30 protein-coding genes and 1 pseudogene are annotated in these 24,975 nt (G+C 66.9%); 19 read left to right on the top strand and 12 right to left on the bottom strand.

Annotated elements, in window-relative coordinates:
• Positions 1-19: 19 nt before the first annotated feature.
• The 6 genes from QF040_RS01695 (at position 20) to QF040_RS01670 (ending at position 4,976) form a co-directional block, all read left to right on the top strand.
• Complete coding sequence (locus tag QF040_RS01695; protein ID WP_429609515.1) at positions 20-1,243, top strand: MFS transporter; 1,224 nt, start codon at positions 20-22, stop codon at positions 1,241-1,243.
• Positions 1,244-1,266: 23 nt separating this feature from the next.
• Positions 1,267-1,407, top strand: coding sequence for a hypothetical protein (locus tag QF040_RS01690; RefSeq protein ID WP_429609513.1), 141 nt, complete (start codon positions 1,267-1,269; stop codon positions 1,405-1,407).
• Positions 1,408-1,423: 16 nt separating this feature from the next.
• Positions 1,424-1,993, top strand: a complete 570-nt coding sequence (locus tag QF040_RS01685) for a class I SAM-dependent methyltransferase (protein ID WP_429609512.1) — start codon at positions 1,424-1,426, stop codon at positions 1,991-1,993.
• 43 nt (positions 1,994-2,036) lie between these two features.
• Complete coding sequence (dapA, locus tag QF040_RS01680; protein WP_429614596.1) at positions 2,037-2,963, top strand: 4-hydroxy-tetrahydrodipicolinate synthase; 927 nt, start codon at positions 2,037-2,039, stop codon at positions 2,961-2,963.
• A 139-nt stretch (positions 2,964-3,102) separates the two neighbouring features.
• Positions 3,103-4,194, top strand: a complete 1,092-nt coding sequence (gene bamC / locus QF040_RS01675) for an outer membrane protein assembly factor BamC (RefSeq protein ID WP_306877447.1) — start codon at positions 3,103-3,105, stop codon at positions 4,192-4,194.
• Positions 4,195-4,199: 5 nt separating this feature from the next.
• Complete coding sequence (locus QF040_RS01670) at positions 4,200-4,976, top strand: MBL fold metallo-hydrolase (RefSeq protein ID WP_429609510.1); 777 nt, start codon at positions 4,200-4,202, stop codon at positions 4,974-4,976.
• 74 nt (positions 4,977-5,050) lie between these two features.
• Here QF040_RS01670 and QF040_RS01665 read toward each other — a convergent pair whose 3' ends face one another.
• The 3 genes from QF040_RS01665 to QF040_RS01655 all read right to left on the bottom strand — a co-directional run bounded on the left by QF040_RS01665 (position 5,051) and on the right by QF040_RS01655 (position 7,056).
• Complete coding sequence (locus QF040_RS01665; protein WP_198789487.1) at positions 5,051-5,317, bottom strand: hypothetical protein; 267 nt, start codon at positions 5,315-5,317, stop codon at positions 5,051-5,053.
• A gap of 94 nt (positions 5,318-5,411) precedes the next feature.
• Positions 5,412-5,924, bottom strand: a complete 513-nt coding sequence (locus QF040_RS01660) for a hypothetical protein (RefSeq protein ID WP_429609508.1) — start codon at positions 5,922-5,924, stop codon at positions 5,412-5,414.
• The gene (locus QF040_RS01655) at positions 5,914-7,056 is read right to left on the bottom strand and encodes a JmjC domain-containing protein (protein ID WP_429609506.1); all 1,143 of its coding nucleotides are present in this window, start codon (positions 7,054-7,056) and stop codon (positions 5,914-5,916) included. Before QF040_RS01655 ends, QF040_RS01660 begins: the two co-directional genes overlap by 11 nt.
• Before the next feature lie 14 nt (positions 7,057-7,070).
• Here QF040_RS01655 and QF040_RS01650 point away from each other — a divergent pair, with 14 nt between their 5' ends.
• Entirely contained in the window at positions 7,071-7,595 is a 525-nt protein-coding gene (locus QF040_RS01650; protein ID WP_306877453.1) for an FKBP-type peptidyl-prolyl cis-trans isomerase, read from the top strand.
• Positions 7,596-7,654: 59 nt separating this feature from the next.
• Here QF040_RS01650 and QF040_RS01645 read toward each other — a convergent pair whose 3' ends face one another.
• The 4 genes from QF040_RS01645 to coaBC all read right to left on the bottom strand — a co-directional run bounded on the left by QF040_RS01645 (position 7,655) and on the right by coaBC (position 10,468).
• Positions 7,655-8,155: a glycine zipper 2TM domain-containing protein gene (locus tag QF040_RS01645; RefSeq protein WP_429609504.1), complete on the bottom strand. Its 501-nt coding sequence runs from the start codon at positions 8,153-8,155 to the stop codon at positions 7,655-7,657.
• 187 nt (positions 8,156-8,342) lie between these two features.
• The gene (dut, locus tag QF040_RS01640; protein ID WP_306877456.1) at positions 8,343-8,789 is read right to left on the bottom strand and encodes a dUTP diphosphatase; all 447 of its coding nucleotides are present in this window, start codon (positions 8,787-8,789) and stop codon (positions 8,343-8,345) included.
• Positions 8,790-9,245 (bottom strand): hypothetical protein, encoded by a 456-nt coding sequence (locus tag QF040_RS01635; RefSeq protein WP_429609502.1) that lies wholly within the window; start codon positions 9,243-9,245, stop codon positions 8,790-8,792.
• A complete protein-coding gene (coaBC, locus tag QF040_RS01630; RefSeq protein ID WP_429609500.1) occupies positions 9,245-10,468 on the bottom strand; it encodes a bifunctional phosphopantothenoylcysteine decarboxylase/phosphopantothenate--cysteine ligase CoaBC in 1,224 nt (407 codons plus the stop codon). Before coaBC ends, QF040_RS01635 begins: the two co-directional genes overlap by 1 nt.
• 123 nt (positions 10,469-10,591) lie before the next feature.
• Here coaBC and QF040_RS01625 point away from each other — a divergent pair.
• The 8 genes and pseudogenes from QF040_RS01625 to QF040_RS01590 all read left to right on the top strand — a co-directional run bounded on the left by QF040_RS01625 (position 10,592) and on the right by QF040_RS01590 (position 17,487).
• Positions 10,592-12,272 (top strand): annotated as a pseudogene (locus tag QF040_RS01625) (CTP synthase).
• Between the two features lie 55 nt (positions 12,273-12,327).
• Positions 12,328-13,185: a 3-deoxy-8-phosphooctulonate synthase gene (gene kdsA, locus QF040_RS01620; RefSeq protein WP_429609498.1), complete on the top strand. Its 858-nt coding sequence runs from the start codon at positions 12,328-12,330 to the stop codon at positions 13,183-13,185.
• A complete protein-coding gene (locus tag QF040_RS01615; protein ID WP_013540609.1) occupies positions 13,182-13,472 on the top strand; it encodes a DUF1330 domain-containing protein in 291 nt (96 codons plus the stop codon). Before kdsA ends, QF040_RS01615 begins: the two co-directional genes overlap by 4 nt.
• Positions 13,473-13,498: 26 nt before the next feature.
• A complete protein-coding gene (gene eno / locus QF040_RS01610) occupies positions 13,499-14,782 on the top strand; it encodes a phosphopyruvate hydratase (RefSeq protein WP_013540608.1) in 1,284 nt (427 codons plus the stop codon).
• Between the two features lie 100 nt (positions 14,783-14,882).
• The gene (ftsB, locus tag QF040_RS01605; RefSeq protein ID WP_306877462.1) at positions 14,883-15,161 is read left to right on the top strand and encodes a cell division protein FtsB; all 279 of its coding nucleotides are present in this window, start codon (positions 14,883-14,885) and stop codon (positions 15,159-15,161) included.
• A gap of 22 nt (positions 15,162-15,183) precedes the next feature.
• A complete protein-coding gene (gene pnuC / locus QF040_RS01600) occupies positions 15,184-15,804 on the top strand; it encodes a nicotinamide riboside transporter PnuC (RefSeq protein WP_429609496.1) in 621 nt (206 codons plus the stop codon).
• Positions 15,801-16,481 (top strand): AAA family ATPase, encoded by a 681-nt coding sequence (locus tag QF040_RS01595; protein ID WP_429609494.1) that lies wholly within the window; start codon positions 15,801-15,803, stop codon positions 16,479-16,481. The genes pnuC and QF040_RS01595 overlap by 4 nt, the downstream gene beginning before the upstream one ends.
• Before the next feature lie 31 nt (positions 16,482-16,512).
• Positions 16,513-17,487 carry a hypothetical protein gene (locus tag QF040_RS01590; RefSeq protein ID WP_429609492.1) on the top strand — a complete coding sequence of 325 codons (975 nt, stop codon included), beginning with the start codon at positions 16,513-16,515 and terminating at the stop codon, positions 17,485-17,487.
• Positions 17,488-17,499: 12 nt separating this feature from the next.
• On the opposite strand, the gene QF040_RS01585 is transcribed toward QF040_RS01590, so the two are convergent.
• Positions 17,500-18,327, bottom strand: a complete 828-nt coding sequence (locus tag QF040_RS01585; RefSeq protein WP_429609490.1) for a helix-turn-helix domain-containing protein — start codon at positions 18,325-18,327, stop codon at positions 17,500-17,502.
• 139 nt (positions 18,328-18,466) lie between these two features.
• On the opposite strand from QF040_RS01585, the gene QF040_RS01580 reads away from it, so the two are divergent.
• Positions 18,467-19,234: an SDR family oxidoreductase gene (locus QF040_RS01580; RefSeq protein WP_429609489.1), complete on the top strand. Its 768-nt coding sequence runs from the start codon at positions 18,467-18,469 to the stop codon at positions 19,232-19,234.
• A 26-nt stretch (positions 19,235-19,260) separates the two neighbouring features.
• On the top strand, positions 19,261-20,124 hold the full coding sequence (locus QF040_RS01575; RefSeq protein ID WP_429609488.1) for an NAD(P)-dependent oxidoreductase: 864 nt from the start codon (positions 19,261-19,263) through the stop codon (positions 20,122-20,124).
• Between the two features lie 23 nt (positions 20,125-20,147).
• On the opposite strand, the gene QF040_RS01570 is transcribed toward QF040_RS01575, so the two are convergent.
• Both QF040_RS01570 and QF040_RS01565 read right to left on the bottom strand, forming a co-directional pair.
• Complete coding sequence (locus QF040_RS01570) at positions 20,148-21,146, bottom strand: Hsp33 family molecular chaperone HslO (protein ID WP_429609487.1); 999 nt, start codon at positions 21,144-21,146, stop codon at positions 20,148-20,150.
• 31 nt (positions 21,147-21,177) lie between these two features.
• Positions 21,178-21,702, bottom strand: a complete 525-nt coding sequence (locus QF040_RS01565) for a gamma carbonic anhydrase family protein (RefSeq protein WP_013540595.1) — start codon at positions 21,700-21,702, stop codon at positions 21,178-21,180.
• 37 nt (positions 21,703-21,739) lie between these two features.
• On the opposite strand from QF040_RS01565, the gene QF040_RS01560 reads away from it, so the two are divergent.
• Entirely contained in the window at positions 21,740-22,558 is an 819-nt protein-coding gene (locus tag QF040_RS01560; protein WP_429609486.1) for a ferritin-like domain-containing protein, read from the top strand.
• Entirely contained in the window at positions 22,555-23,244 is a 690-nt protein-coding gene (locus QF040_RS01555) for a pentapeptide repeat-containing protein (protein ID WP_429609485.1), read from the top strand. The genes QF040_RS01560 and QF040_RS01555 overlap by 4 nt, the downstream gene beginning before the upstream one ends.
• 10 nt (positions 23,245-23,254) lie before the next feature.
• Here QF040_RS01555 and QF040_RS01550 read toward each other — a convergent pair whose 3' ends face one another.
• Together QF040_RS01550 and QF040_RS01545 are read right to left on the bottom strand one after the other, a co-directional pair.
• Positions 23,255-23,734: a MaoC family dehydratase gene (locus tag QF040_RS01550; protein WP_429609484.1), complete on the bottom strand. Its 480-nt coding sequence runs from the start codon at positions 23,732-23,734 to the stop codon at positions 23,255-23,257.
• 54 nt (positions 23,735-23,788) lie between these two features.
• A complete protein-coding gene (locus tag QF040_RS01545; RefSeq protein WP_429609483.1) occupies positions 23,789-24,922 on the bottom strand; it encodes a thiolase family protein in 1,134 nt (377 codons plus the stop codon).
• Between the last annotated feature and the right edge of the window lie 53 nt (positions 24,923-24,975).

The raw sequence follows: 24,975 nt of genomic DNA, 5'->3' as shown, positions 1-24,975 counted from the left end.
AATGGCTACATTCGACGGCATGCAAGCCTCCACCCCCACCCTCTCGATCAAGCAGGTGCTGTTCTGCGGCGCCATGATCGTCACGCTCTCGATGGGCATCCGCCACGGCTTCGGCCTCTGGCTGCAGCCGATCACGCAGGCGCAGGACTGGAGCCGGCAGACCTTCTCCTTCGCGCTCGCGATCCAGAACCTCTCCTGGGGCATCTTCGGCGTGTTCGCCGGCATGCTGGCCGACCGCTTCGGGGCGTTCCGGGTGCTGATCGGCGGTGCGATCTTCTACGGGCTGGGGCTGCTGGGCATGGCGCATTCGCCGACGCCGCTGCTGTTCACCCTCAGCGCGGGCGTGCTGATCGGCGCGGCGCAGGCGGGCACGACCTACGCGGTGATCTACGGCGTGATCGGGCGGCAGATTCCGGCCGAGCGGCGCTCCTGGGCGATGGGCGTGGCGGCGGCGGCCGGCTCGTTCGGCCAGTTCCTGATGGCGCCCATCGAGGGACGCCTGATCGGCCAGCTGGGCTGGCAGACCGCCTTGGCCGTGCTCGCGGTGCTGGTTCTGGTGATCGTGCCGCTGGCCTTCGGCCTGCGCGAGCCGAAGACGGCGGCGCTCGCCGGGCACCGCGACCAGTCGGTACTGCAGGCGGTGGGCGAAGCCTTCCGCTATCCGAGCTTCGGCCTCCTGATGGCGGGCTATTTCGTCTGCGGCTTCCAGTTGGCCTTCATCGGCATCCACATGCCGACGTACCTCCGCGACCGGAGCCTGTCGGCCGACGTCGCCGGCTACGCGCTGGCGCTGATCGGGCTCTTCAATGTGTTCGGCACCTACACGGTCGGCCTGCTGGGGCAGACCCTCGCCAAGCGCAAGATCCTCGCGGCGATCTACTTCGCGCGCGCAATCTCGATCGCGCTGTTCCTGATCGTGCCGATCTCGCCGATGAGCGTGTATGTCTTCTCGGCGGCGATGGGCTTCCTCTGGCTCTCGACCGTGCCAGCGACGAATGCGATCGTGGCGGGCATCTTCGGGGTGGCGCACCTGTCGATGCTCAGCGGCTTCGTGTTCCTGAGCCACCAGGTCGGCTCGTTCCTGGGCGTGTGGCTCGGCGGCTACCTGTACGACACGACCGGCAGCTACAACATCGTCTGGTACATCGCCATCGCGCTGGGGGTGTTCGCGGCGCTGATCAACCTGCCGGTCAAGGAGCACGCCATCGCCCGTGCGGTGCGGCCGGCGGCTGTGCCGGGTTGATTGCGGGCGAACACAATCGGGCCATGACTCGCCAGATGCGCCACCACCTCGCACACGCCGGCTGGCTTGCGGCCGTAGCGGCGGCGCTGGCGGGCGTGTTCATGCTCTATACGCATCCGGAATTTCTCGTGACGCTGGTCGACCAGGTGTGGTCGTGCTTCTGAAGCAGGCTGAATTGCTATGAAAGATGTAGCACCATTGCATGGCGCGGGCACGCCTTCGGAATGGATCGTGCGCTGGTCGCACTTGCTGGCCGCCGATGCCACGGTGCTCGATGTGGCCTGCGGCGCAGGCCGGCACATGCAGTGGTTTGCCGGGCGCGGGCATCCAGTTACGGGCGTCGACCGGTCACCGGAAGCGACCGAGGCAGCCGGCGCCTTCGGACAGGCCATCACGGCCGACATCGAATCGGGCCCCTGGCCCTTCGCAGGCCAGACCTTCGGCGCAGTGGTCGTCACCAATTACCTGTGGCGCCCCCGCATGGCCGACATCGTGGCCGCCGTGGCCCCTGGCGGCGTGCTGCTCTACGAGACCTTCGCCGCCGGCAACGAAACGGTGGGCAAGCCGTCGCGGGCCGACTTCCTGCTGCAGCCCGGCGAACTGCTAGCGGCCTGTGCGGATCTGCGTGTGGTGGCCTACGAGGACGGGTTCCTCCCCGAACCAGCGCGCTTCGTGCAGCGCATTGCCGCCATCCGTGCGCCCGCGCCCCTTGCGGGCCCTCCGCTGCGCGCCCTCCTTAAGGGAAACTGAGGGGGCCGGGCGCGACGCCTTGGCGACGCCCGGAGTAAGTAGAATCGGCGCTTTCGTCCACCGACAAAGAGATTCCCCCTTGGAGCAACTGACAGGCAGCATCGTCGCGCTCGTCACGCCGATGCACGACGACGGCAGTGTCGACTACCCCGCCCTGCGGCGACTCATCGACTGGCACATCGACGAAGGCACCGACTGCCTTGGCGTGGTCGGCACCACCGGCGAATCGCCGACGGTCGATGTCGAAGAGCACTGCGAAATCATCCGCGTCTCGGTCGAGCAAGCCAAGGGCCGCGTGCCCGTGATGGCCGGCTGCGGCGCCAATTCGACCAAGGAAGCCATCGAGCTGGCCAAGTTCGCCAAGGGCGTTGGCGCCGATTCGCAACTGCAGGTCGTGCCCTACTACAACAAGCCCACGCAAGAGGGCCAGTACCAGCACTTCAAGGCCATCGCCGAGGCCGTGGGCGACCTGCCCATCGTGCTGTACAACGTGCCCGGCCGCACCGTCGCCGATATGGCGCACGACACGGTGCTGCGCCTCACACAAGTGCCCGGCATCATCGGCATCAAGGAAGCCACCGGCAACATCGAACGCGCCCAGTGGCTCATTCGCGATGTGCCCAAGAACTTTGCCGTCTATTCGGGCGACGACCCGACCGCCGTTGCGCTCATGCTGTGCGGCGGCCAGGGCAACATCAGCGTCACGGCCAACATCGCGCCGCGCAAGATGCATGAACTGTGCGTGGCTGCCATCGCCGGCGACGTGAAGCGCGCGATGCAGATTCAGTTCGAACTCATGCCGCTGCACCGCAACCTGTTCGTCGAACCCAACCCGATTCCGCTCAAGTGGGCCATGGCCCGGCTCGGCCTCTGCGGCGGTGCCCTCAGGCTGCCGCTCACCGAACTCGGCGAAGCCAGCCGTCCGGCGGTCGAGGGCGCCCTGCGCGCCACCGGCCTGCTCAAGAACTGAGCCAATCCCCAATACGCCTGCGATCCGCTTTTTCCCTGGCCGCAACAAGGTTAAGCAACCTTTTGCCCGAACCGTGCTCAGAGATGGCGGGCACTGCGGCCCATAGATTGATCGAACCATTCCAACAAGGAAGACGACGTTGAAGAACCTTTCGCAACTTTCGCGATATGCACTGCTGACCACCCTGGTTGCCAGCCTCGCCGCCTGCTCCGTGCTCGAGAGCGACAAGATCGACTACAAGAGCGCCGGCAAGGCCCCAACGCTCGAAGTCCCGCCCGACCTGTCGCAACTCTCGCGCGACAACCGCTATGCGGTGCCCGGCGGCGCAGTCAGCGCCAATTCGTACCAGACCGGCATCGCCAATGCGCCGGGCGTGCCCACCGCCGTCGCCAACATCGGCGATGTGCGCATGGAACGCGCGGGCACGCAGCGCTGGATCGTCATCAACCGCACGCCCGACCAGCTCTGGGAGCCGGTGAAGGACTTCTGGCAGGAAAGCGGCTTCCTGCTGACCACCGAGCAGCGCAACCTCGGCATCATGGAAACCGACTGGGCCGAAAACCGCGCCAAGCTGCCGCAGGACATCATCCGCGGCACGCTGGGCAAGCTGGTCGACTCGGTCTACTCCACCGGCGAACTCGACCGCTTCCGCACCCGCATCGAACGCACGACCAACGGCACCGAGATCTTCATCAGCCACCGCGGCATGCAGGAGGTCTACAACAACTCGCGCCAGGACCAGACCGTGTGGCAGCCGCGCCCGAGCGACCCTGAACTCGAAACCGAGTTCCTGCGCCGCCTGATGGTGAAGTTGGGCGTCTCGCAAGAGCAATCGAAGATCCTGGCCGCCACCTCGGCGCCGGCAAAGACCGCCACCATCGCCAGCGTGGGCAACCAGCCCGTGGTGCAGATCAGCGAAGGCTTCGAGCGCGCATGGCGCCGCGTCGGCCTTGCGCTCGACCGCACCGGCTTCACCGTGGAAGACCGCGACCGCAGCGCCGGCATCTACTACGTGCGCTACGTGACGCCGAACCCCGACAAGAAGGAAGAAGGCTTCTTCGGCAAGCTGTTCAGCAGCTCGTCCAAGGACGAAAAGCCGATCAAGTTCCGCATCCTCGTGAAGAGCCAAGGCGAATCGACCACCGTCTCGGTGCAGAACGAAGCCGGCGCGCCCGAAACCTCGGCCAACGCGCAGCGCATCGTCAAGGTCATTGCCGACGACCTGAAGTAACCCGCATGCTCCGCTTCCGAAGCCTCGGTAGCGGCAGCACGGGCAATGCCGCGCTGGTCGAGGCGACCAGCGCCGGCCGCACCTCCCGGCTCCTCGTCGACTGCGGCTTCGGCATCCGGCAGCTCGATCAGCGGCTGGCCCAGGCGGGCCTCGCCGCCGGCGACATCGACGCCATCTTCATCACCCACGAGCACGGCGACCACATCGGCTGCGCCCACACGCTCTCGCGGCGCAACCGCATTCCCGTCTGGATGAGCGAAGGCACCTGGCTCGCCACGGGCGGCCGCGACTTCGAGGGCCGGCTGAACCTGGCGCGCGACGACGCGGAGTTCGCCGTCGGCGACATCGGCGTGCAGCCCTTCACCGTGCCGCACGATGCGCGTGAGCCACTGCAGCTTCGCTGCACGGACGGCGCACGCACGCTCGGCGTATTGACCGACCTGGGGCATGCCACGGCCCATGTGCTGAATCGCCTGGCCGGCGTGCATGCGCTGCTGCTCGAGTTCAACCACGACAGCGAGCTCCTGGCCAACTCGGCCTATCCACCTTTTCTCAAGCTGCGCGTCGGCGGCAACTACGGGCACCTGTCGAATGCAGCGGCGGCGGAGATAGCGCGCGCGGTGCGCCACGACGGCCTGCGCCACGTGGTTGCAGCGCACTTGAGCGAGCAGAACAACCGGCCCGACATCGTGCGGCGCCTTATGGCCGAGGCGCTGGGTGGCCATGAGGCGGAAATGCTTACCGCCACCGCGGCCGAGGGCTCGCCCTGGCTGGATGTCTGACCGCCAGCTGACCGGTCAAAGATCCAAATAGAAAAGCCGCCCTGGGGCGGCTTTCTGCTGTGTGAAGACCCGGCTTATTGCTTGGGTGCTTCGTTCTTCTTCGCGGCTTCCGTCGCTGCGTTCGCGTTGTCCAGGGCCGACGAAGCGCCAGGCGACGGCGCGCTTGCGGCCGGATCTGCAGAAGGTGCCGGCGCGGCTGCGGGGGGCGGTGCCGCGGGCTCGGTCACGGGCGCGGGCGGCGGGGTCACGACTGCCGGTGCGGCGTCTTCTTTCTTGCCGCAGGCAACGAGTGCGGCAGCGGCGATCAACGAGGCAATCAGGACGGACGACGACTTCTTCATGAGAACTCCTTTGGCAAAGAATGTCTGGAACGAAAAAATTCTAGACCCGCATCTCCGCCTGAATATGTCTCGCGGCCGCATTCGCGGCATTGGCTTACAAGCCGAGTGTCGATGCCGGAAATGCCGGCCGCCCCACGCGCCAGCTCTCGTCGATGGCTTCGCGCAGTTCGCGGCGGGCGCGCGGATCGGCGCCGCAGACGCCGCGGCAGCGCTCGGGGTCGATGCGGTGCGCGAACCAGTTGGGTGTCCAGATCGCGCTCGGCACCTCGGCCCCGACCTTGCCGGTGGCCCGGCATTCGATGATGTGGTCCCACATGCGGCGCCACGGCACGAAGCGCGCGTGGCTGCGCGCGATCACGTCGAAGCGCTGGGCCAGCAGCACGAAGCGCCGGCCGCTGGCCAACCAGGCCTGCAGCGCCTCGATGCTGGCGCGTTCGCCCAGCGGCCAGTCGGCGAAGTCTGGATCGCTGAAGACGATCTCCTTCCAACCTTCGCGCGCGGCGGCCGAAAGCGCATGGCGAACCATCCCGCCGAAAGCCTCGCGGCCGTCGAACCGGCCTTCGGGCAGCAGCGGCGGCGGCGAAGTGCTGTTGTCGTCAGTCGGCATGAACCCAGCCCGCCTCGCACCACTCGCCCAGCAGCGCCAGCGCCCCTTCGCTGGCCCGCGCCAGCTCGCGCGGGCCAAGTGAGCGCCGGTCGGCCAGCTTGCGCATCAGCGCGGCATCAGCGCCGCCCGCGCGGAAGCTCTCGCCGTTGATGTAGATGTGGCGCGTGTCGTAGAGCATGCGCGTGCGGCGGTCGAGCGCCACCTGCTGCGTCGCGTCGGGCACGTCGCCGCCTTCGTCGAACCAGATGTTGGCCTTGGGCTCGGTCAGCGATTCGCCGAGGGCGCGGTCGATGGCATCGGGGTCGCGCAACGCGGCCTCGACGGCCTTGCGTGCGAAGTCCTGCAGTGCAGTGGGCATTGCGGCCGGCGTATCGACCGCGGGCTGCGTCGGGTCGCGGTAGCGCGCCAGTTCCGTGTGGCCGGCGTCCTCGAGGTCTTCCGAATAGGCCTGCGCCATGCGCGCGAGCAGATCGGCGCCGAGTTCGCCCAGGGCGGACGAGCGCAGGCCGATGGAAAAGGTCATGCAGTCGTCGCCCACCGCCACGCCTTCATGGGCGTACTTGGGGGGCAGGTAGAGCATGTCGCCGGGCTCGAGCACGAAGGTCTCTTCCGGCTCGAAGTTCTCGAGGATCTTGAGCGGCACGTCCGGCTGCAGGCGCAGGTCGCCCTGCTTGCCGATGGACCAGCGGCGGCGGCCCTGGGCCTGCAGCAGGAACACGTCGTAGCTGTCGAAATGCGCACCGACCCCGCCGGTGTCGCTCGCGTAGCTGATCATCAGGTCGTCCAGGCGTGCATCGGGCAGGAAGCGGAACTGCCGCAGCAGGTCGTGCACGCCGTCGTGGTGCAGGTCGACGCCTTGCACCAGCAGGGTCCAGGCGGGTTGCTTCAAGGGCGGCAGGGCCCGCCGCGGCAGCGGGCCGTGCTTGAGCGACCAGCCGGCCTTGCCATGGCGGATGAGGCGCGATTCCACCTCTTCGCGCTCGGCCAGCGCAAACAGCGCGCTGCGATCGATCGGTGGCACCATGGCGGGAATGGCCTGGCGGACCAGCAGCGGCTTCTTCTGCCAGTACCGCCGCATGAACTGCGCGGCGCTCAGGCCGCCGAGCAACGGCAGCGGTTGTGTAATCTCCATGGGAGAATTCTGCAATGGAAATCTCTGAACAATGCGTGGTCGGTTTGACCTGGACGATGAAAGACACGCTCGGCGACGTGCTGGATGTGCTCGACGAGCCGGTCGAATTCATGGTGGGCGGCGACGATCTTTTCGACGTCATCGAGGCGGCCTTGCAAGGCCATGAGCCTGGCGCCCGTGTGCAATTGCAGGTCGAGCCCGAACAGGGCTTCGGCGACTTCAACGACCAGATGCTCTTCCTCGAGCCGCGCTCGTTGTTTCCCGAGGGCACGGAAGAAGGCATGACCTTCGACGGCTCGGCATTGCCGAAGGGCGTGAGCGACAGCATCCCTCGGGACGCGCTCTACACGGTCGCCGAAATCTACCCCGACCACCTGGTGCTCGACGGCAACCATCCGCTGGCCGGCATCGCGATCCGCCTGGACATCACCGTACGGTCGGTGCGCGAGGCGACGGAGGAAGAAGTCGGGCGCGGCACCGCGGGTACGGCCTTCTTCAAGGTGCCGCCGATGGCACCGGGCAACCAGATGCTGCACTGAGGACTGCAGACATAAAAAAACCGGGCGCTGCCCGGTTTTTTTGTGCCCGCATGGGCGGCTTACATGCGCGAAATCTGGCCATTGTCGATGCGCACCCGGTCGCCGATGCGCAGGTCGCCGGGGCTTTGCACGTCGAACGCCCGATAACCGCCGTGATCGGTCTGCACCGACACCCGATAGCTCTCGTAGACACGCGGCCCGTTCTGCTGCGCCTCGATGGTGTTGCCCAGCAAGGCACCGCCCACGATGCCCAGCGCGGTCGCCGCGGCCCTGCCGTTGCCGCGCCCGAACTGGTTGCCGACCACGCCGCCGATGACACCACCGGCGACAGCACCGCCGCCGGAAGTACCGGTGCCGGCAGTCTCGCTGCGCAGCACCTCGATGTTGGCCACATGGCCGTATTCGACGTGGGAGGCCTCGCGGTACTGAATGGCTTGCGGCGGCGCCTGGTAGGGGTAGCGCGAGGTCTGGTAGACCGGCATGGGGGCAACACAGGCCGTGAGCGTGGCCACGGCCAGCACGGAAGCGGTGACGGATACGAAGCGCATTGAGATCTTCATGTTGAGAGGCTCCTCGAATAGAACTGCGCGAGAAAGTGCGCTGCCTGTGAATAACGCCACAGCTTTCGCTGCGATGACGCAAGACACATGCTGAAACTTTCGAGCGCGGCGCCTCTGCGGCGGTTCCGCTCTTTACCCCTCGCTTACCTGGCAGTTACTCAGGCTGGCTTCAGCTTTCGGTGCTCGCTCAGTGCTTGCCCGTGGAGCCGTAGCCGCCCTCGCCGCGCTGCGACGCCTCGAATTCCGTCACCACCCGAAACTGCGCCTGCACCACCGGCACGATCACCAGTTGTGCGAGCCGCTCCATCGGCTGCAGCACGAAGGGCGTGTCGCTGCGGTTCCAGGCGCTGATCTTGAGCTCGCCCTGGTAGTCGCTGTCGATCAGCCCGACGAGGTTGCCCAGCACGATGCCGTGCTTGTGGCCCAACCCCGAGCGCGGCAGGATCAGCGCCGCGAACGCCGGGTCGGCCAGGTGGATCGCGATGCCGGTGCCCACCAGCTGCCAGCCGTTGGGCTCCAGCGTGATCGGGGCATCGAGGCAGGCCCGCAGGTCGAGGCCGGCGCTTCCGGGGGTGGCATATGCGGGCAATTGATCCACCATGCGTGGATCGAGGATACGAACGTCGACTTTCACTTACTTGCCTTGCTTTTGTTGTTGCTGTTCTCTTTGCTTGCGGGCGGCCTCTTCGAGCACCTGCTGCCACTTGGCCACGCCAGGCGTCAGCTTCAAACCCTTGAAAAAACTCTTGCCGAACCAGGCCGCCACAGCGAACCCTGCGACCAACACGAAGAACGGCACACCGATCGACCAGAGCACCACGAATACGAGCGCTCCCACCGCGCCCAGCACCTTGAGCAGCACCGGGTCGAACGAGCCCGGCTCCCGCTTCGGCACCGCGCCGTTCGGCAGGTCGGCGCGCTGCATTGCGGCCGAGACTGGACCCTGCTGGCCAGGCGACTGGTTCATGCCGACATCCAGGCCGGGCTCCCCCGGCTGCGCCGGCCGTTTCGGCAGTGCCGCCCGCGCCGAAAGCTGCTCGACGTAGCGGGCGAAGTCGCCATTGGGCGGCGTGTTCGATTCGGTGTTCATCAGGCTCTCCAGTCGGGAAGTCGTGCGGCAATCTCCGTCATCAGTTCACGCGCCAGCGTGAGCTTGGGTGCGCGGGGCAGTTCGCGCACGCCGTTGGCGTCCACGAGCAGCAGTGCGTTGTCGTCCTGGCCGAAGGTCAGCGGGCCGATGTTGCCCACCAGGAGCGGAATGCCCTTGCGCTCGCGCTTGGCCTTGGCGTGTTCGACGAGGTTCTCGCTCTCGGCCGCGAAGCCGACGCAGAACAGCTTCTTGGCCTGCGCCCGCTCGCTCTTGGCGACCGTCAGCAGGATGTCGGCGTTCTCCACGAAATTGAGCACCGGCGTCTTGCCGCTGCCGTCCTTCTTGATCTTCTGGTCGCGGTGCGTGGCCGGGCGCCAATCGGCGACGGCGGCGGTAGCTACAAAAATGCTAGCGCCCTGCGCTGCGCGGGTGGTGGCTTCGAGCATGTCCTGGGCGGAGAGCACATCGACGCGGGTCACGCCGCGCGGCGTCGGCAGGTGCACGGGGCCAGCCACCAGCGTGACTTCGGCACCGGCCTCGCGCGCGGCGCGGGCAATGGCAAAACCCATCTTGCCGGACGAGTGATTGGTGATGCCGCGAATCGGGTCCAGCGCCTCGAAGGTCGGGCCCGCGGTGACCAGCACCTTCTGCCCTGCCAGCAACTTGGGCTGGAAGAAGGCCGTGATGTCCTCGAGGAGTTGCGCCGGCTCGAGCATGCGCCCGTCGCCGGTCTCCCCACAGGCCTGCCAGCCGCTGCCCACGCCCAGCACGGTCGCGCCGTCGGCCGACACCTGCATCAGGTTGCGCTGGGTGGCCGGATGGGCCCACATCTCTCGGTTCATCGCGGGGGCGATCAGGAGCGGAATGCGGTCCATCGGGCGGGCCAGGCACATCAGGCTCAGCAGGTCGTCGGAGCGGCCCTGCACCAGGCGGGCGATGAAGTCGGCGCTGCACGGCGCCAGCACGATCGCATCGGCCTCTCGGCTCAGGTTGATGTGCGGCATGTTGTTGGGCTCGCGGGTGTCCCACTGCGAGGTGTAGACGGTGCGGCCGGAAAGCGCCTGCATCGTCACCGGCGTGATGAACTGCTCGGCCGCCTCGGTCATCACGACCTGGACGGTGGCGCCGGCCTTCACGAAGAGCCGGCAAAGCTCGGCCGACTTGTAGCAGGCGATGCCGCCCGTGAGTCCCAGGACGATGTGTTTTCCGGCGAGATCTTGCATGGGCCGTATTGTTGCTCATAGGTCATCGAACAAATGGCAACAAGCCTTTGGCGGAAGGTGTCGCAAAGGGCACACCTATAATCGCAATTTCCCACTGCCCGGATTCACGCATCCGGAACTGGCATGACCAAATTTGTCTTCGTCACCGGTGGTGTCGTATCTTCCCTTGGCAAGGGAATCGCCTCCGCCTCTCTCGCTGCGATCCTCGAATCGCGCGGCCTCCAAGTCACCCTCATCAAGCTTGATCCGTACATCAATGTCGATCCCGGCACGATGTCGCCCTTCCAGCATGGCGAGGTGTTCGTCACCGATGACGGCGCCGAGACCGACCTCGACCTCGGCCACTACGAGCGCTTCATCAACACGCGGATGCGCAAGGCCAACAACTTCACGACCGGCCAGATCTACAAGACCGTGCTCGAGAAGGAACGCCGCGGCGACTACCTCGGCAAGACGGTGCAGGTGATCCCGCACATCACCAACGAAATTCAGGAATACATCAAGCGCGGCGCCGGCATCGGCACCTCGCACGAGGTCGACGTGGCCATCGTCGAGATCGGCGGCACGGTCGGCGACATCGAGTCGCTGCCCTTCCTCGAAGCCGTGCGCCAGATGAGCCTGCGCAACGGCCCGAACAACTCCGCTTTCGTGCACCTGTCGTACGTGCCCTGGATTGCCGCCGCCGGCGAGCTCAAGACCAAGCCGACGCAGCACACGGCCAAGGAACTGCGCGCCATCGGCATCCAGGCCGACGTGCTGCTGTGCCGCGCCGACCGCCCGATCCCCGACGACGAGCGCGCCAAGATCTCGCTGTTCTCGAACGTGCCCGAATGGGGCGTCATCTCCATGTGGGACGTGGACACCATCTACAAGGTGCCCCGCATGCTGCACGAGCAGGGCCTGGACGGCCTCATCTGCGACAAGCTGCGCATCAACACCCCGCCCGCCAAGCTGCAGCGCTGGGACGAACTGGTTTACGAGGTCGAGCATCCGCAGCAGGAAGTCTCGATCGCCATGGTCGGCAAGTACGTCGATCTGTCGGACAGCTACAAGTCGCTCAACGAGGCGCTGCGCCACGCCGGCATGAAGAACCATGCGCGCGTGAAGATCGACTACATCGACTCCGAAACCATCTCGGCGCAGGACGTCTCGCGCCTCGCGAAATACGACGCCATCCTCGTGCCCGGCGGCTTCGGCCAGCGCGGCGTGGAAGGCAAGATTTCCGCGGCCCGCTTCGCCCGCGAAGGCAAAGTGCCGTACCTGGGCATCTGCCTGGGCATGCAGGTGGCCACCATCGAATACGCGCGCCATGTGGCGGGCCTGAAGAACGCCAACAGCACCGAGTTCGACCCCGAGACCCCCACCCCCCGTGATCGCGCTGATCACCGAGTGGAAGGACGCCGACGGCACAGTGAAGACGCGCGACGCGAAGTCCGACCTGGGCGGCACCATGCGCCTGGGCGCGCAGAGCTCCGACGTCTCGCCGGGCACCTTGGCCCACAGCATCTACGGCGACGTGGTCACCGAGCGCCATCGCCACCGCTACGAAGCCAACGTGAATTACCTGGACGAACTGCGCGCCGCCGGCCTCGTGATCTCGGCGCTCACGCAGCGCGAGCACCTGACCGAAATCGTCGAACTGCCGCAAGACGTGCACCCGTGGTTCATGGGCGTGCAATTCCACCCCGAGTTCAAGTCGACGCCGTGGGGCGGCCACCCGCTCTTCAATGCGTTCATCAAGGCAGCGCTCGATCACAAGGCCCAGGGCGCGGGCGGCTCGAAGAGCCTGAAGGCTGTTGCATGAGCCGTTGGGCCGTTTCGAAGGCGAACACCGCAGTGCGCAGCGCGGAGGCGTCCGAATGAGGCTCTGCGGGTTCGACGTCGGGCTGGACCAGCCCTTCTTCCTGATTGCCGGCCCCTGCGTGATCGAATCCGAGCAGCTGCAGATGGACACCGCCGGGACGCTGAAGGAAATCACTTCGGCGCTGGGCATTCCGTTCATCTTCAAGAGCAGCTTCGACAAGGCCAACCGCTCCTCGGGCACGAGCTTTCGCGGCCCGGGCCGTGACAAGGGCCTTGAAATCCTCGCCAAGGTGAAGCGCGAACTCGGCCTGCCGGTGCTGACCGACGTGCACACCACCGAAGACATCACCGAGGCCGCCAAGGTGGTCGACGTGCTTCAGACGCCCGCGTTTCTCTGCCGCCAGACCGACTTCATCCACGCCGCGGCGCAGTCGGGCAAGCCGGTGAACATCAAGAAGGGCCAGTTCCTCGCGCCGCACGACATGAAGAACGTGATCGACAAGGCGCGCGCGGCCGCCAAGGAAGCGGGCCTGGACGAAGACAGCTTCATGGCCTGCGAACGCGGGGCGAGCTTCGGCTACAACAACCTCGTCTCGGACATGCGCTCGCTAGCGATCATGCGCGAGACCCAGGCGCCGGTGGTGTTCGACGCCACCCACTCGGTGCAGCTTCCCGGCGGCCAAGGCACGACCTCGGGCGGCCAGCGCGAGATGGTGCCCGTGCTCTCTCGCGCGGCCGTGGCCGTGGGCGTGGCCGGCCTCTTCATGGAAACGCACCCCGATCCCGCCAAGGCATTGAGCGACGGCCCCAACGCCGTGCCGCTCAAGCACATGAAGGCCCTGCTCGAGACGCTCGTCGCGCTCGACCGGGTCACCAAGAAAAACACTTTTCTCGAGGACATCTTTCAGCAATGACCAGCGCCTACATCATCGCCAACGTCGAAGTCACCAACCCGGTCCAGTACGAGGACTACAAGAAGTGGTCCACCGAAGCCATGAAGGCGCACGGCGCCGAGGTGTGCGCGCGCGGCGGCAAGGTCGAAGTGCTCGAGGGCGACTGGGCGCCGCAGCGCATCGTGATCCTCAAGTTCCCGAGCGTCGAAGCCGCGAAGAAATTCAATGAATCGCCCGAATACGGCAAGGCGCGCACAGCGCGTCAGGGCGCCGCGATCATGCGCATGATCGTTGTCGAAGGTGTGTGATCCGTTTTATTTGAGAAAGACAAAAGATGAGTGCAATCGTTGACATCGTCGGCCGCGAAATTCTCGACAGCCGAGGCAATCCCACCGTCGAGTGCGACGTGCTGCTGGAGTCGGGCACCATGGGCCGCGCGGCCGTGCCCTCGGGCGCATCGACCGGCTCGCGCGAAGCCATCGAACTGCGCGACGGCGACAAGAGCCGCTATCTCGGCAAGGGCGTGCTGAAGGCCGTCGAGAACATCAACACCGAGATCTCCGAAGCCGTGCTCGGCCTGGATGCCAGCGAACAGGCCTTCCTCGATCGCACGATGATCGACCTGGACGGCACCGACAACAAGGCGCGCCTGGGCGCCAACGCCACCCTCGCCGTCTCGATGGCCGTGGCCCGCGCGGCGGCCGAAGAGTCGGGCCTGCCGCTGTACCGCTACTTCGGCGGCATGGGCGGCATGCAGCTGCCGGTGCCGATGATGAACGTCATCAACGGCGGCGCGCACGCCAACAACAGCCTCGACCTGCAAGAATTCATGATCATCCCCGTGGGCGCCAAGAGCTTCCGCGAGGCCGTGCGCTATGGCGCCGAAGTGTTCCACGCGCTCAAGAAAATCCTGGGCGACCGCGGCATCAGCACGGCAGTCGGCGACGAAGGCGGCTTCGCCCCCAGCGTCGAGAGCCACGAAGCAGCCATCCAGCTCATCCTCGAAGCCATCGACAAAGCCGGCTACACCGCGGGCGAACAGATCGCCCTCGGCCTCGATTGCGCAGCCAGCGAGTTCTACAAGGACGGCAAGTACGTGCTGTCGGGCGAGAACCTCTCGCTGTCGGCAGAGAGCTGGACCGACATGCTCGCCAACTGGGTCGACAAGTACCCGATCATCAGCATCGAAGACGGCATGCACGAAGGCGACTGGGACGGCTGGAAGCACCTGACCGAGCGCCTGGGCAAGCGCGTGCAGCTGGTGGGCGACGACCTGTTCGTCACCAACACCAAGATCCTGCAGGAGGGCATCGACAAGGGCATCGCCAACTCGATCCTGATCAAGATCAACCAGATCGGCACGCTGACCGAAACCTTCGCCGCCATCGAGATGGCCAAGCGCGCGGGCTACACGGCCGTCATTTCGCACCGCTCGGGCGAAACCGAGGACAGCACCATCGCCGACATCGCCGTGGGCACCAACGCCGGCCAGATCAAGACCGGCTCGCTCTCGCGTTCGGACCGCATCGCCAAGTACAACCAGCTGCTGCGCATCGAAGAAGACCTCGGCGACATCGCCAGCTACCCCGGCCGCGGCGCGTTCTACAACCTCAAGTGATGCCAGCCACCCGGCTCGCCAGGCCACGCACTTCGCCGCTCCCTTTGGAACGGCAGCGCGGCGGCCTCGGTGAGCGGGTGGCGTAGACAGGCACTCATTCATGCGCGCGCGCTTCGTTCCTCCCATCGTCCTGCTGCTCCTGCTGGTCGTTCTCCAGTGGCAGCTGTGGAACGGGCGCGGCAGCGTGCGCGATGTCGCGCAACTGCAGACCAAGCTGACCGACCAGAAGGAAGCGAACGCCAAGGCCACGATCACCAACGAGCGCCTCGCCTCGGAGGTCAACGACCTGAAGGACGGGCTCGAAATGGTCGAAGAACGTGCGCGAGCGGAACTCGGCATGGTCAAGCCGAACGAAGTGTTCGTGCAAATCGCGCACTGATCCTTCAACACCCCGCCTGCTGATGCCCGAGTTCCTCTCGGCCCCCGCCTTCGCGCTCTGGGGCTCTCCCGTCAGCTGGCTCGAACTCGTGGCCGCCGTCCTGGCGCTTGCCATGGTCGGCTGCAACATGCGCGAGATCCACTGGGGCTGGCCGCTGGCCATCGTCAGTTCGCTGCTCTACGTCGTGGTCTTCGCCAAGGCGCGCATTTACGGCGATGCGTCGTTGCAGGTGTTTTTCGCCTTCGTCGCGCTGTGGGGCTGGTTCCAATGGCTACGCGGCCATCGCAGCGACGGCAGTGTGCTGCATGTCAGCCGGCTGTCGTCGCGCGGCATCACGCTGACCCTGGCCGCCTGCGCCATCGCATGGCCCGCGGTCGCCCTCTTCCTTCGCCGTTTCACCGACACCGATGTGCCATGGTGGGACGGTTTCGCCACCGGCCTCAGCCTCGTCGGCCAGTTCCTGCTCGGGCGCAAGTTCATCGAGAACTGGCTCATCTGGCTGGCGGTGAACGTCGTGAGCGTGGGCCTGTTCATCCACAAGGGCCTGTGGCTCACCGTCGGCCTGTACGCCGTGTTCGCGGTGCTCAGCGTGGCCGGCTACCTGGCATGGCGGCGGCGCCTGCCGGCGCTGGAGCGCGCATGACACCGATGCTGCCGACCGGTTGCGTCATCGCGGTGCTGGGCGCCGAGAGCACCGGCAAGACCGAACTGGCGCGCGCCATCGCGCAGCGCCTGCAGGAGCGCGGCATTCCGGTGACGCTCGTGGGCGAGTACCTGCGCGAATGGTGCGATCGCGAAGGCCGCACGCCGCGACCCGACGAGCAGCAGGCCATCGCCGACGAGCAGACGCGCCGCATCGACGCCGCCGCCGCAACCGGCGTGGCGATCGCCGACACCACCGCGCTCATGACCGCGGTCTACAGCGAACAGCTCTTCGACGACCGCTCGCTCTACGCTGGCGCCCTCGCGGCCCAGCGGCGCTACGCCATCACGCTGCTGACCGCACTCGACATTCCCTGGGTCGGCGACCACCTGCGCGACGGCCCCCATGCCCGCCAGCCGACCGACACGCTCGTGCGCGCCGCGCTGACGGGCGCGAAGCTCTCGTTCACCGTCGTGCACGGCACCGGCGGCGAGCGCCTGGCCAACGCGTGGAACGCCATCAACTCGATCGCAAGTGGCGAAGACCGCGAAACCCGCGCGCGTGCACGCGGCAAGGCCGACGCAAAGCCCGCCGCGTGGACATGGCCTTGCGAGAAGTGTTCCGACCCGGAATGCGAACATCGGCTTTTCACAGACCTGATCGGGCGGCGCGAATAAGCAGCCGCCGCTCTTCTCCCACGGAGACCTGATGCCCCTGCACCCCGCCCCGCGCACCGCCTCCTTCCTGCCCCTTTTTATCGCCGCGCTACTGTCGGCCGGCCCTGCCCTCGCAGCCCCCGTCGCCGCCACCGTCGAGAACGGCACCACCACCACCGCCTGCGCCGAGGAAGACAACGTCTCCATGGTGCTGCGTGGCGAGGGCATCCGCCACATGCGCATCGAGGCGCTGCAGCCCGACTACCTCGACAAGATCGGCAACGACGTCACCGCGCCTGATTTTTCGGGCTGCAATTTCGATGGCGGCGCGCATCCCACCGATCCCGCGCACCGCTTCAAGAAGCGCACCGTGGTGCTGCTGGACAACACCGAGTGGCGCATCGTCGGCATGACACTGCCCACCTTCTGGCGGCCGCAGCGCGTGCCGGTGCAGGTGGGCAACCGCAGCGATCGCGGCTTTCACCTGCTGCAGGTGTTCAAGAAGGAGAACGGCAAGGCGCTCGAGGCGATCGTGCTGTACCCGTCCGACGGCTACTGGCGCCTGAAGCCACTGCCCGAGGCCCGCTTTGGCGATGGTGTGTACGGCTCGTCGTTCCTGTTGGGGCCGGTCGAACAGGCCGGGCGGCCGGTGGTGAACATCGCATCGATCCGCGTGGTGCCGAAGCCGCTGGCGATTCACCTGCGCTTCACGAACGGCGGCAGCGCGGTAGCGCGCGTGGACGAGATCAGCCGCAAGCGCACGGCGCTGGATGTGATGCTGTCGAAGCCCACCGCGAGCGCGCAACCCTTCGCAGTGTTGCGCTCGATGTACGTCACGCCCGACAACGCCGATATGAGCGAAGTGCGCTGGCAGGAGTCGCCGGGCGCCGCGTCGCAAGCCAAGCCTTTGCCCGAAGTGAAGTCGCTCAACGCCACACAGGTGCGCTTCGGCCGCAGCCTGCCTTCGAAGCACAACACGAGCGCGCCGGACATCGAATTCAGCGGCTTCGACGACGAAGCCCGCTGAGCGCAGCAGCGGTCAGCCCGCGCGCCGCACCTCGCCCGGCGTCACGCCGAGCACACGGCGCATGCACCGCGCCATGTGGCTCTGGTGCGAGAAACCGCTCTCCAACGCCACGAGGCTCGCCGGCATGGCGCTGCGCAGCAGCAGGCCGCGCGCCCGGTCCACACGCCGGTGCACCACGTACTCATGCACCGGCAGGCCGGTGGAGCGCTTGAACTGCGTCTTGAGGTGCGAGGCGCTCAGGCCCGCGATGGTGGCCAGCGTCGACAGCGACAGGTCGCCGTCGAGGTTCGCCTCGATGTACTCCGTCACACGCCGCAGTTGCGGCCGCGACAGCCCCTGCACGGGCGCCGCCTCGACCTTCTGTCCCGCAATCAAGTGCACTGCCAGCGCAGTGCCCAGGCTGTCGGTGTACAGCGTGCCGTTCGGAAAACCCGCGCGCCGCTCGGCATCGAGCGCGAGGGCGATGTGCTCGATCTGCGCATCGCGGAACTGGTGGCGTTCGCCGAGCCGCGCACGCTCGGCGGGCAGGCCCATCTCGTCGGCGGTGCGCTGCAGCAGCGAGGGCGCCATGCGTACGACGATCGAGGTGCTGGGCGCCTCCTCGTGCCAGACGTCGGTCGCGCCGGCCGGCAGGATGTCGAGGTCGCCGCGCGTGTAGAGAAACTTGTGCAGCCGGCAGGCGCCCGGCACCGGTGCGCCCGCGTGCAGCTTGATGCGATGGTCGGGCAAGGCCTCGTAGCCGACCACGCCGGCCGGGGTCTGGCGCATGTCGACGCGCAGGCCGGAGGGTGCGGGCATCACGAAGCTGTCGGCCGTCAGTGCCAGGTCGTTGTAGCTCATCGGAAAGATTATCTGCCGCGACCGCACCGCATGCCATCGTCCGTTTGTGCTCCCGCACAGCCGAATGTGCGCGACCGTTGGCGCGGCAATCCCGATCATTCGCAGCCATGAACTCCACTCGTTTCAAGGCATGCAAATCATGAACAAACCCTACGCGGGCAAGAAGGCCGTCATCACCGGCGGCACCATCGGGATGGGCCTGGCGACGGCACGGGCGCTGATCGACGGCGGCGCCGAAGTGCTGGTGACCGGGCGCAATCCGGAGAACCTCGAAGCCGCGCGCCGCACGCTGGGCCCGGGCGCCCATGTGCTTGCGTCCGATGCGGCCTCGCTCGCCGACATCGACGCCCTCGCCGCCACGGTGCGCGAGCGCTTCGGCCGCATCGACCTGCTGCACATCAACGCCGGCATCGCGACGCTGGAGCCCTTCGAGCAGGTGACCGAAGCGGGCTACGACCGCGCCTTCGCGATCAACACCAAGGGCCCGTTCTTTACCGTGCAGCGCCTTGCGCCGTTGATGCCGCAGGGCAGCGCGATCGTCTTCACCTCGTCCATCGCCGACGAGGGCGGCATGCACGGCATGAGTGTCTACAGCGGCACCAAGGCCGCGCTGCGCTCGTTCGCCTCGGGCTTCGCGGCCGAGTTGGTGACGCGCGGCATCCGCGTCAACGTGGTGAGCCCCGGCTTCATCGACACGCCCACGCTCGGCATCGCCGATGCGACGGCCGAGGAGCGTACGGAGTTCATCCGCGTGGGCGACCAGATCACGCCGATGCGGCGGCATGGCACGGCAGCCGAGGTGGCGCGCGCGGTGCTCTTCTTCGCCTTCGAGGCGACCTTCACGACGGGCGCCCGGCTCACCGTCGATGGCGGCCTGGGGCAGAAGCTCACCCCGGCCGCCGCCTGAAATCCGCACCCAAAGGAACACACGACATGACCGACGTTTCCCTCATCGGCCTCGGCCCCATGGGCATCGCCCTCGCGCGCGCCCTGCAAACGAAATTCACGCTGACGGTGTGGAACCGCACCGCCGAACGCGCGAAGCCTTTACTGAACCAGGGCACGGTGCTCGCACCCGGTGCGCTAGCCGCGGTGCAGGCCAGCCCTGTCGTGCTGGTCTGCGTCGCGGACTACACGGCTTGGCGCGCCATCCTCGCCGCGCCCGGCGTGGCCGACGCGCTGCGCGGCAAGGTACTGGTGCAATTGAGCACCGGCACCCCGCAGGACGCGCGCGACGACTGGGCAGCCCTCGGCGGCGTCGCGTATCTCGACGGCGCCCTCCTCGCCACGCCCGGTCAGATCGGCCGGCCCGACACGCCGCTCTTCATCTCCGGCGAAGAACGTGCCCTCGCGGCCTGCCGTCCGGTGCTCGAAGCCATCGCGGGAAACATCCAGTACATGGGCGAGCCCATCGGCAACGCGGCCGCGTGGGACCTGGCAACGCTCTCTTGCATGTTCGGCGCGATGAGCGGGTTCTTTCACGGCGTGCGCATCTGCGAATCCGAAGGGCTCGGCGTGGACGCCTTCTCGCAGATGATCGGCGCGATCTCGCCGGTGCTCGGCGAAATGATCAGCGCCGAGGGCCTGGCCATCCACGCCAACCGCTACGGCGAACCCGAGAGCTCGATGGCCACCTGCGCGGGCTCGGGGCGGCTCTTCGTGAAGCAGGCGCGGGAAGCCGGGCTCGATGCGAGCTTTCCGGATTTCCTGATGGGGTTGTTCAAGCGGTCGCTGGATGCGGGCTTTGCGAACGAGCGGTTGGCGGCGATGGTGAAGGTGATGCGCCAGCCCGCCTGAAACGGGGGCCGACGCGGCACGTCTTACTGAACGATCGAACTGCCCGGAATCTGATCCGTAGGCGGTCTGAAAATCTGCGCCGCATCGACCGCATCGAAGCGGTACTGCTTGCCGCAGAAGTCGCAGCCCACCTCGATGTCGCCGCGCTCGGCCAGGATCTCCTCGGCCTCTTCAACGCCGAGCCCGCGGATCATCTGCGCCACGCGCTCGCGGCCGCAGGTGCATGCGAAGTGCGGACCCTGCGGGCCGGCCTGCGGCTCGAAGCGCAGCAGCTTTTCTTCCCAGAACAGGCGGCGAAGAATGGTCTCGATGTCGAGCGTGAGCAGCTCGTCGCGCGTGAGGCTGGAGGCGAGGATCGAAATGCGGTTGTAGTCTTCGTTCAAGCCGATCTGGTCTTCGTTGGCCTGATCGCGGTCCTTGTCGGACGTGCCTTCCAGGTTGCCCTCGCCCTTCACGGGCAGGCGCTGGATCAAGAGGCCCGCCGCGACCTTGTCGTCGGCCGCAAGCACCAGCGTGGTGTCCAGCTGCTCGCTCTGCAGCATGTAGTGCTGCAGCACGTCGCTGAGCTTGCCGAGCTTCTCGCCTTCGTCGTCGAAAAGCGGCACGACGCCCTGGTAGGGGGTGGCGCCCGGGAGCTTGTCCTTCGGATCGAGCGTGATCGCACAGCGGCCCTTGTTGCTCACGTTGACCATGTCGGGCAGGCGCGCATCGGCCGGCAGGTCGCCGATCACCTTGGCGGTGGCGCGCAGGCTGAGGTCTGGCTTGGCCTCGGCCACGGCAACCTTGACGGGGCCGTCGCCGAAGATCTGCAGGATCAGCGCGCCGTTGAACTTGATGTTGGACTGCATCAGCGTGGCCGCGGCGGTCATCTCGCCGAGCAGCTCGGCCACGGGCGGCGGGTAGGCACCGGTGGAGGTGTTGGAGGCGCGCCGCGCAAGGATCTCCTGCCACGCATCTGTCAGGCGCACGATCATGCCGCGCACCGGCAGGCCATCGAACAGGAATTTGTGCAGCTCGCTCAAAACGGATTCTTTCTGTTGGGCCTGCGCGGGGTCAGGCGATTTTCTTGAGGCCCTTCGCATAGCGAACGGCGTTTTCGACGTAATGGTCGGAACCATGGCGCAGGCGGGCGGCGTCTTCGTCGCTGATCGTGCGCATCACCTTGGCGGGCGAGCCGAAGATGAGGGAGTTGTCAGGAAACTCCTTGCCCTCGGTGACCACGCTGCCGGCGCCAACGATCGAATTGCGGCCGATCTTCGCGTTATTCAAGACCACTGCCTGGATGCCGATGAGCGAGTTGTCGCCGATGGTGCAGCCGTGCAGCATGACCTGGTGGCCGATGGTGACGTTCTCGCCCACGGTGAGCGGGCTGCCGGGGTCGGAATGCAGCATCGACATGTCCTGCACGTTGCTGTTGCGGCCGATGGTCATGGTCTCGTTGTCGCCGCGCAGCACGGCGCCGAACCAGATGCTGGCGTTCTCGCCCAGCTTCACGTTGCCGATCACTTCGGCGCTGTCGGCGACCCAGGCGCCTGTGCCAAGTTGCGGCGCAACGCCATCGAGTTCGTAGAGGGCCATCGTGGGGTCTCCGGGGGCAAAAACTAGAATTGTAGGGATGCACCCCCGATTGAGCGCGCTGGCCGCGCTGCGACTGACCGATCCTGAACAAAAGGTGGCTGCAACACGCGCCATCGCAGCGCTGGTCGCTACCGATTCCATAGCAGCCGCCCCGATCCGCGCCGAAGGCGACGACCTGGGCGTGCCGGGCCGCCCCGAGAAGCCCGTGCGCGTGTCCGCCACCGCGGTGCAGAAGCGCTCGCCGTTCACACCCGAAGGCCGCGCCTCGCTGATCCATTCGATCTGCCACATCGAGTTCAACGCGATCAACCTCGCGCTCGATGCGGTCTGGCGCTACGACGGCATGCCCGAGGCCTACTACCGCGACTGGCTGCGTGTGGCCGACGAAGAGGCGCTGCATTTCACGCTGCTGCATGCGCACCTGCAGGACATGGGCTGGCGCTACGGCGACTTTCCCGGCCACGACGGCCTGTGGAACATGTGCGAGAAAACCAAGGACGACGTGCTCGCCCGCATGGCGCTGGTGCCTCGCACGCTCGAGGCGCGCGGGCTCGACGCCACGCCGCTGATCCAGGCGAAGCTGCGGCGCGTCAACACGCCCGATGCGCTGCGCGCGGTGGAGATTTTGGACATCATCCTGCGCGACGAAGTGGGCCATGTCGCCATCGGCAATCACTGGTATCGCTGGCTCTGCGACCGCGCGGGGCTCGATGCCGAAGCGAACTATCCGGTGCTCGTGGCGCGCTACGACGCGCCGCGCATCAGGCCGCCATTCAATCTCGAAGCCCGCCAACGCGCCGGCTTCACCGCCGAAGAACTGCGCATGCTGGCAGCCGGCTCCGACACATCGACATGACCTCAACTGCCTCCGTGATTTCCGACCAGACCTGGTCACGCGCCGATCTCGTCGCCTGCCTGCAAGACCGCAACGCGCCACTGCACTTCGAACGCTGCAACTTCGACGAAGCGGACCTGTCCCGGCTCGACCTGCGCGGCGCGCAATTTACGCTGTGCAACTTCGCCGAAACGTCGTTCGACCGCGCCCTGCTGTCGGAAACCCGTTGGGCTGGATGCCGGGCACGCCAGGCCGACTTCGGCCTCGCAGACCTCACGAACGCACGCTTCCAGGACTGCGACCTCAACAACACGCAGTGGACCCGCGCCAAGCTGGCTTCCGCGCTCTTCAGCGGCGTGAAGCTCACGGGCGCGCACTTCGCTGAAGTCTCCGCGCTGGGCATCGTCTTCAAAGACTCACTGCTGGTCGATGCGCGCCTGCGCAGCCTGTCGTTCCGCAAGCAAACGCTCGCGCAACTGGACTTCTCCGAAGCCGACCTCTCGGGCTGCGATTTCCGCGAGGCCGTGTTCGAAGGCGGGAGCCTGCGCAACGCGCACCTGAAGCTCGCACGCTTCGAAGGTGCGGACTTGCGCGATGCCGACCTGGGCGGCCTGCGCCTTGCCAACGCCGCGCAGTTCAAGGGCGCGACCATCTCGCACCGGCAGGCCGCATCGCTGGTCGAGGAACTCGGCCTGCGCGTGGTCTGAGCCTGGAGGGTCAGGCCGCTGTGGGCCTGCTGTGCACCACCAGCTTCGGCGTGAAGTACTGGACCACCTCGCCGCGCTGATTGCGCGTCTGGCAGCGCATCGTCACCATCGCGCGGCCGGGCTTGGAACGCGAGGGCGTGATGTCGACCACCTCGCTCACCACATGCAGCACATCGCCGGGCCGCGTCGGCTTGGGCCACTGCAACTCGCCACCCGAGCCGATGATGCCATCGGCCAGCGGCACGCCGCTCTCCACCAGCAGCTTCATCGTGAGCGCGGCCGTGTGCCAGCCGCTCGCCGCGAGGCCGCCGAAGAAGGTGTGCTTCGCGGCCTCTTCGTCGGTGTGAAAGGGTTGCGGATCGAACTGCAGCGCGAAGGCCTTGATCTGCGCCACGTCGAGCGTGTGCTCGCCGCTCTGGAAGCGGTCGCCGACCGACAGGTCTTCGAGGTACAGCGCGCGCCTGGCGCCGGTGTCAGTGGGTGCGGTCATGGGGTCTCCTTGTCGTGGGTTCGCGCATGAGCGCATTCTCGAACTTTCCTTCGGTCAGACGCGCTCCAGGATGGTCGCGATGCCCTGCCCGCCGCCGATGCACTGCGTGGCCAGCGCGTAGCGGCCCTTCTCGCGCACCAGCAGCGACGCCGCCTTGCCCGTGATGCGCGCGCCGGTCGCGCCCAGCGGATGGCCGATCGAAAGACCGCCGCCGTCGAGGTTGATCTTCGACGGGTCGAGGCCCAGGTCGCGGATGCACGCGAGTGCCTGCGACGAGAAGGCTTCATTGATCTCGATCACGTCGAGGTCCGTCGCAGTCAGCCCGGCACGTGCCAGCGCCTTGCGCGTCGCGGGGATCGGACCGATACCCATGATGGCCGGGTCCACGCCCACGGTAGCGAACGACTTGATGCGCGCGAGCATCTGCAGGCCGTGCTTCGCGGCGAAGGCATCGCTGGTCACAAGCACGACGGCCGCGCCGTCGGTGAGCGGCGACGAGGTGCCGGCCGTCACCACGCCGTCGGGGCGGAAGGCGGGCTTGAGGTTGGCCAGCGCTTCGGCGGAGGTGCTCGGGCGGATGCAGCCGTCGGCATCGACCACGTCGCCCGAGGCCAGGCGCACCGGCACGATCTCGCCAGCAAGCCGGCCTTCCGCGCGCGCGGCGGCCGCCTTGCGGTGCGAGTCGACGGCGAAGGCCTCCTGGTCGGCTCGGCTCACGTTCCAGCGCTGCGCGACGTTCTCGGCCGTCTCGCCCATCGAGATGTAGGCATCGGTGTTCGCCAGCAGCTCGGGGCTGGGCGAAAAGTTGAAGCCGCCCTGCGGCACCATCGTCATCGACTCGACGCCCACGCAGAGGAACGCCTCGCCCATGCCCGCCTCGATCTGCGCCGCGGCGATGTGCACGGCCTGCATCGACGAGCCGCAGAAACGGTTCACCGTCATGCCGCCCACCTCGTGCGGCAGCCCGGCCAAAAGGCCGACGATGCGCGCGACGTTGTTGCCCTGCGAGGCTTCGGGGTACGCGCAGCCCAGGATGATGTCTTCGAGCAGCGCGGGGTCGAGGTCGGTTCGCTGCAGCAGGCCCTTCACCACGCCGGCGGCCAGCGTGTCGGGGCGCATCTCGGCGAGCGCGCCCTTCTTTGCGAAGTGGAACGGCGAGCGGGCGTAGGCGGAAATGACGGCTTTCATGAAAATGCTCCTTGAGAAAATCTACCATTCAATCGGTAGGCTGATGGGTCAAA

Origin of the sequence: Variovorax sp. W2I14 (assembly GCF_050435205.1) — a bacterium.
Taxonomy (GTDB): Bacteria; Pseudomonadota; Gammaproteobacteria; order Burkholderiales; family Burkholderiaceae_C; genus Variovorax; species Variovorax paradoxus_C.
This window is presented reverse-complemented; position numbering and strand designations above follow the sequence as displayed.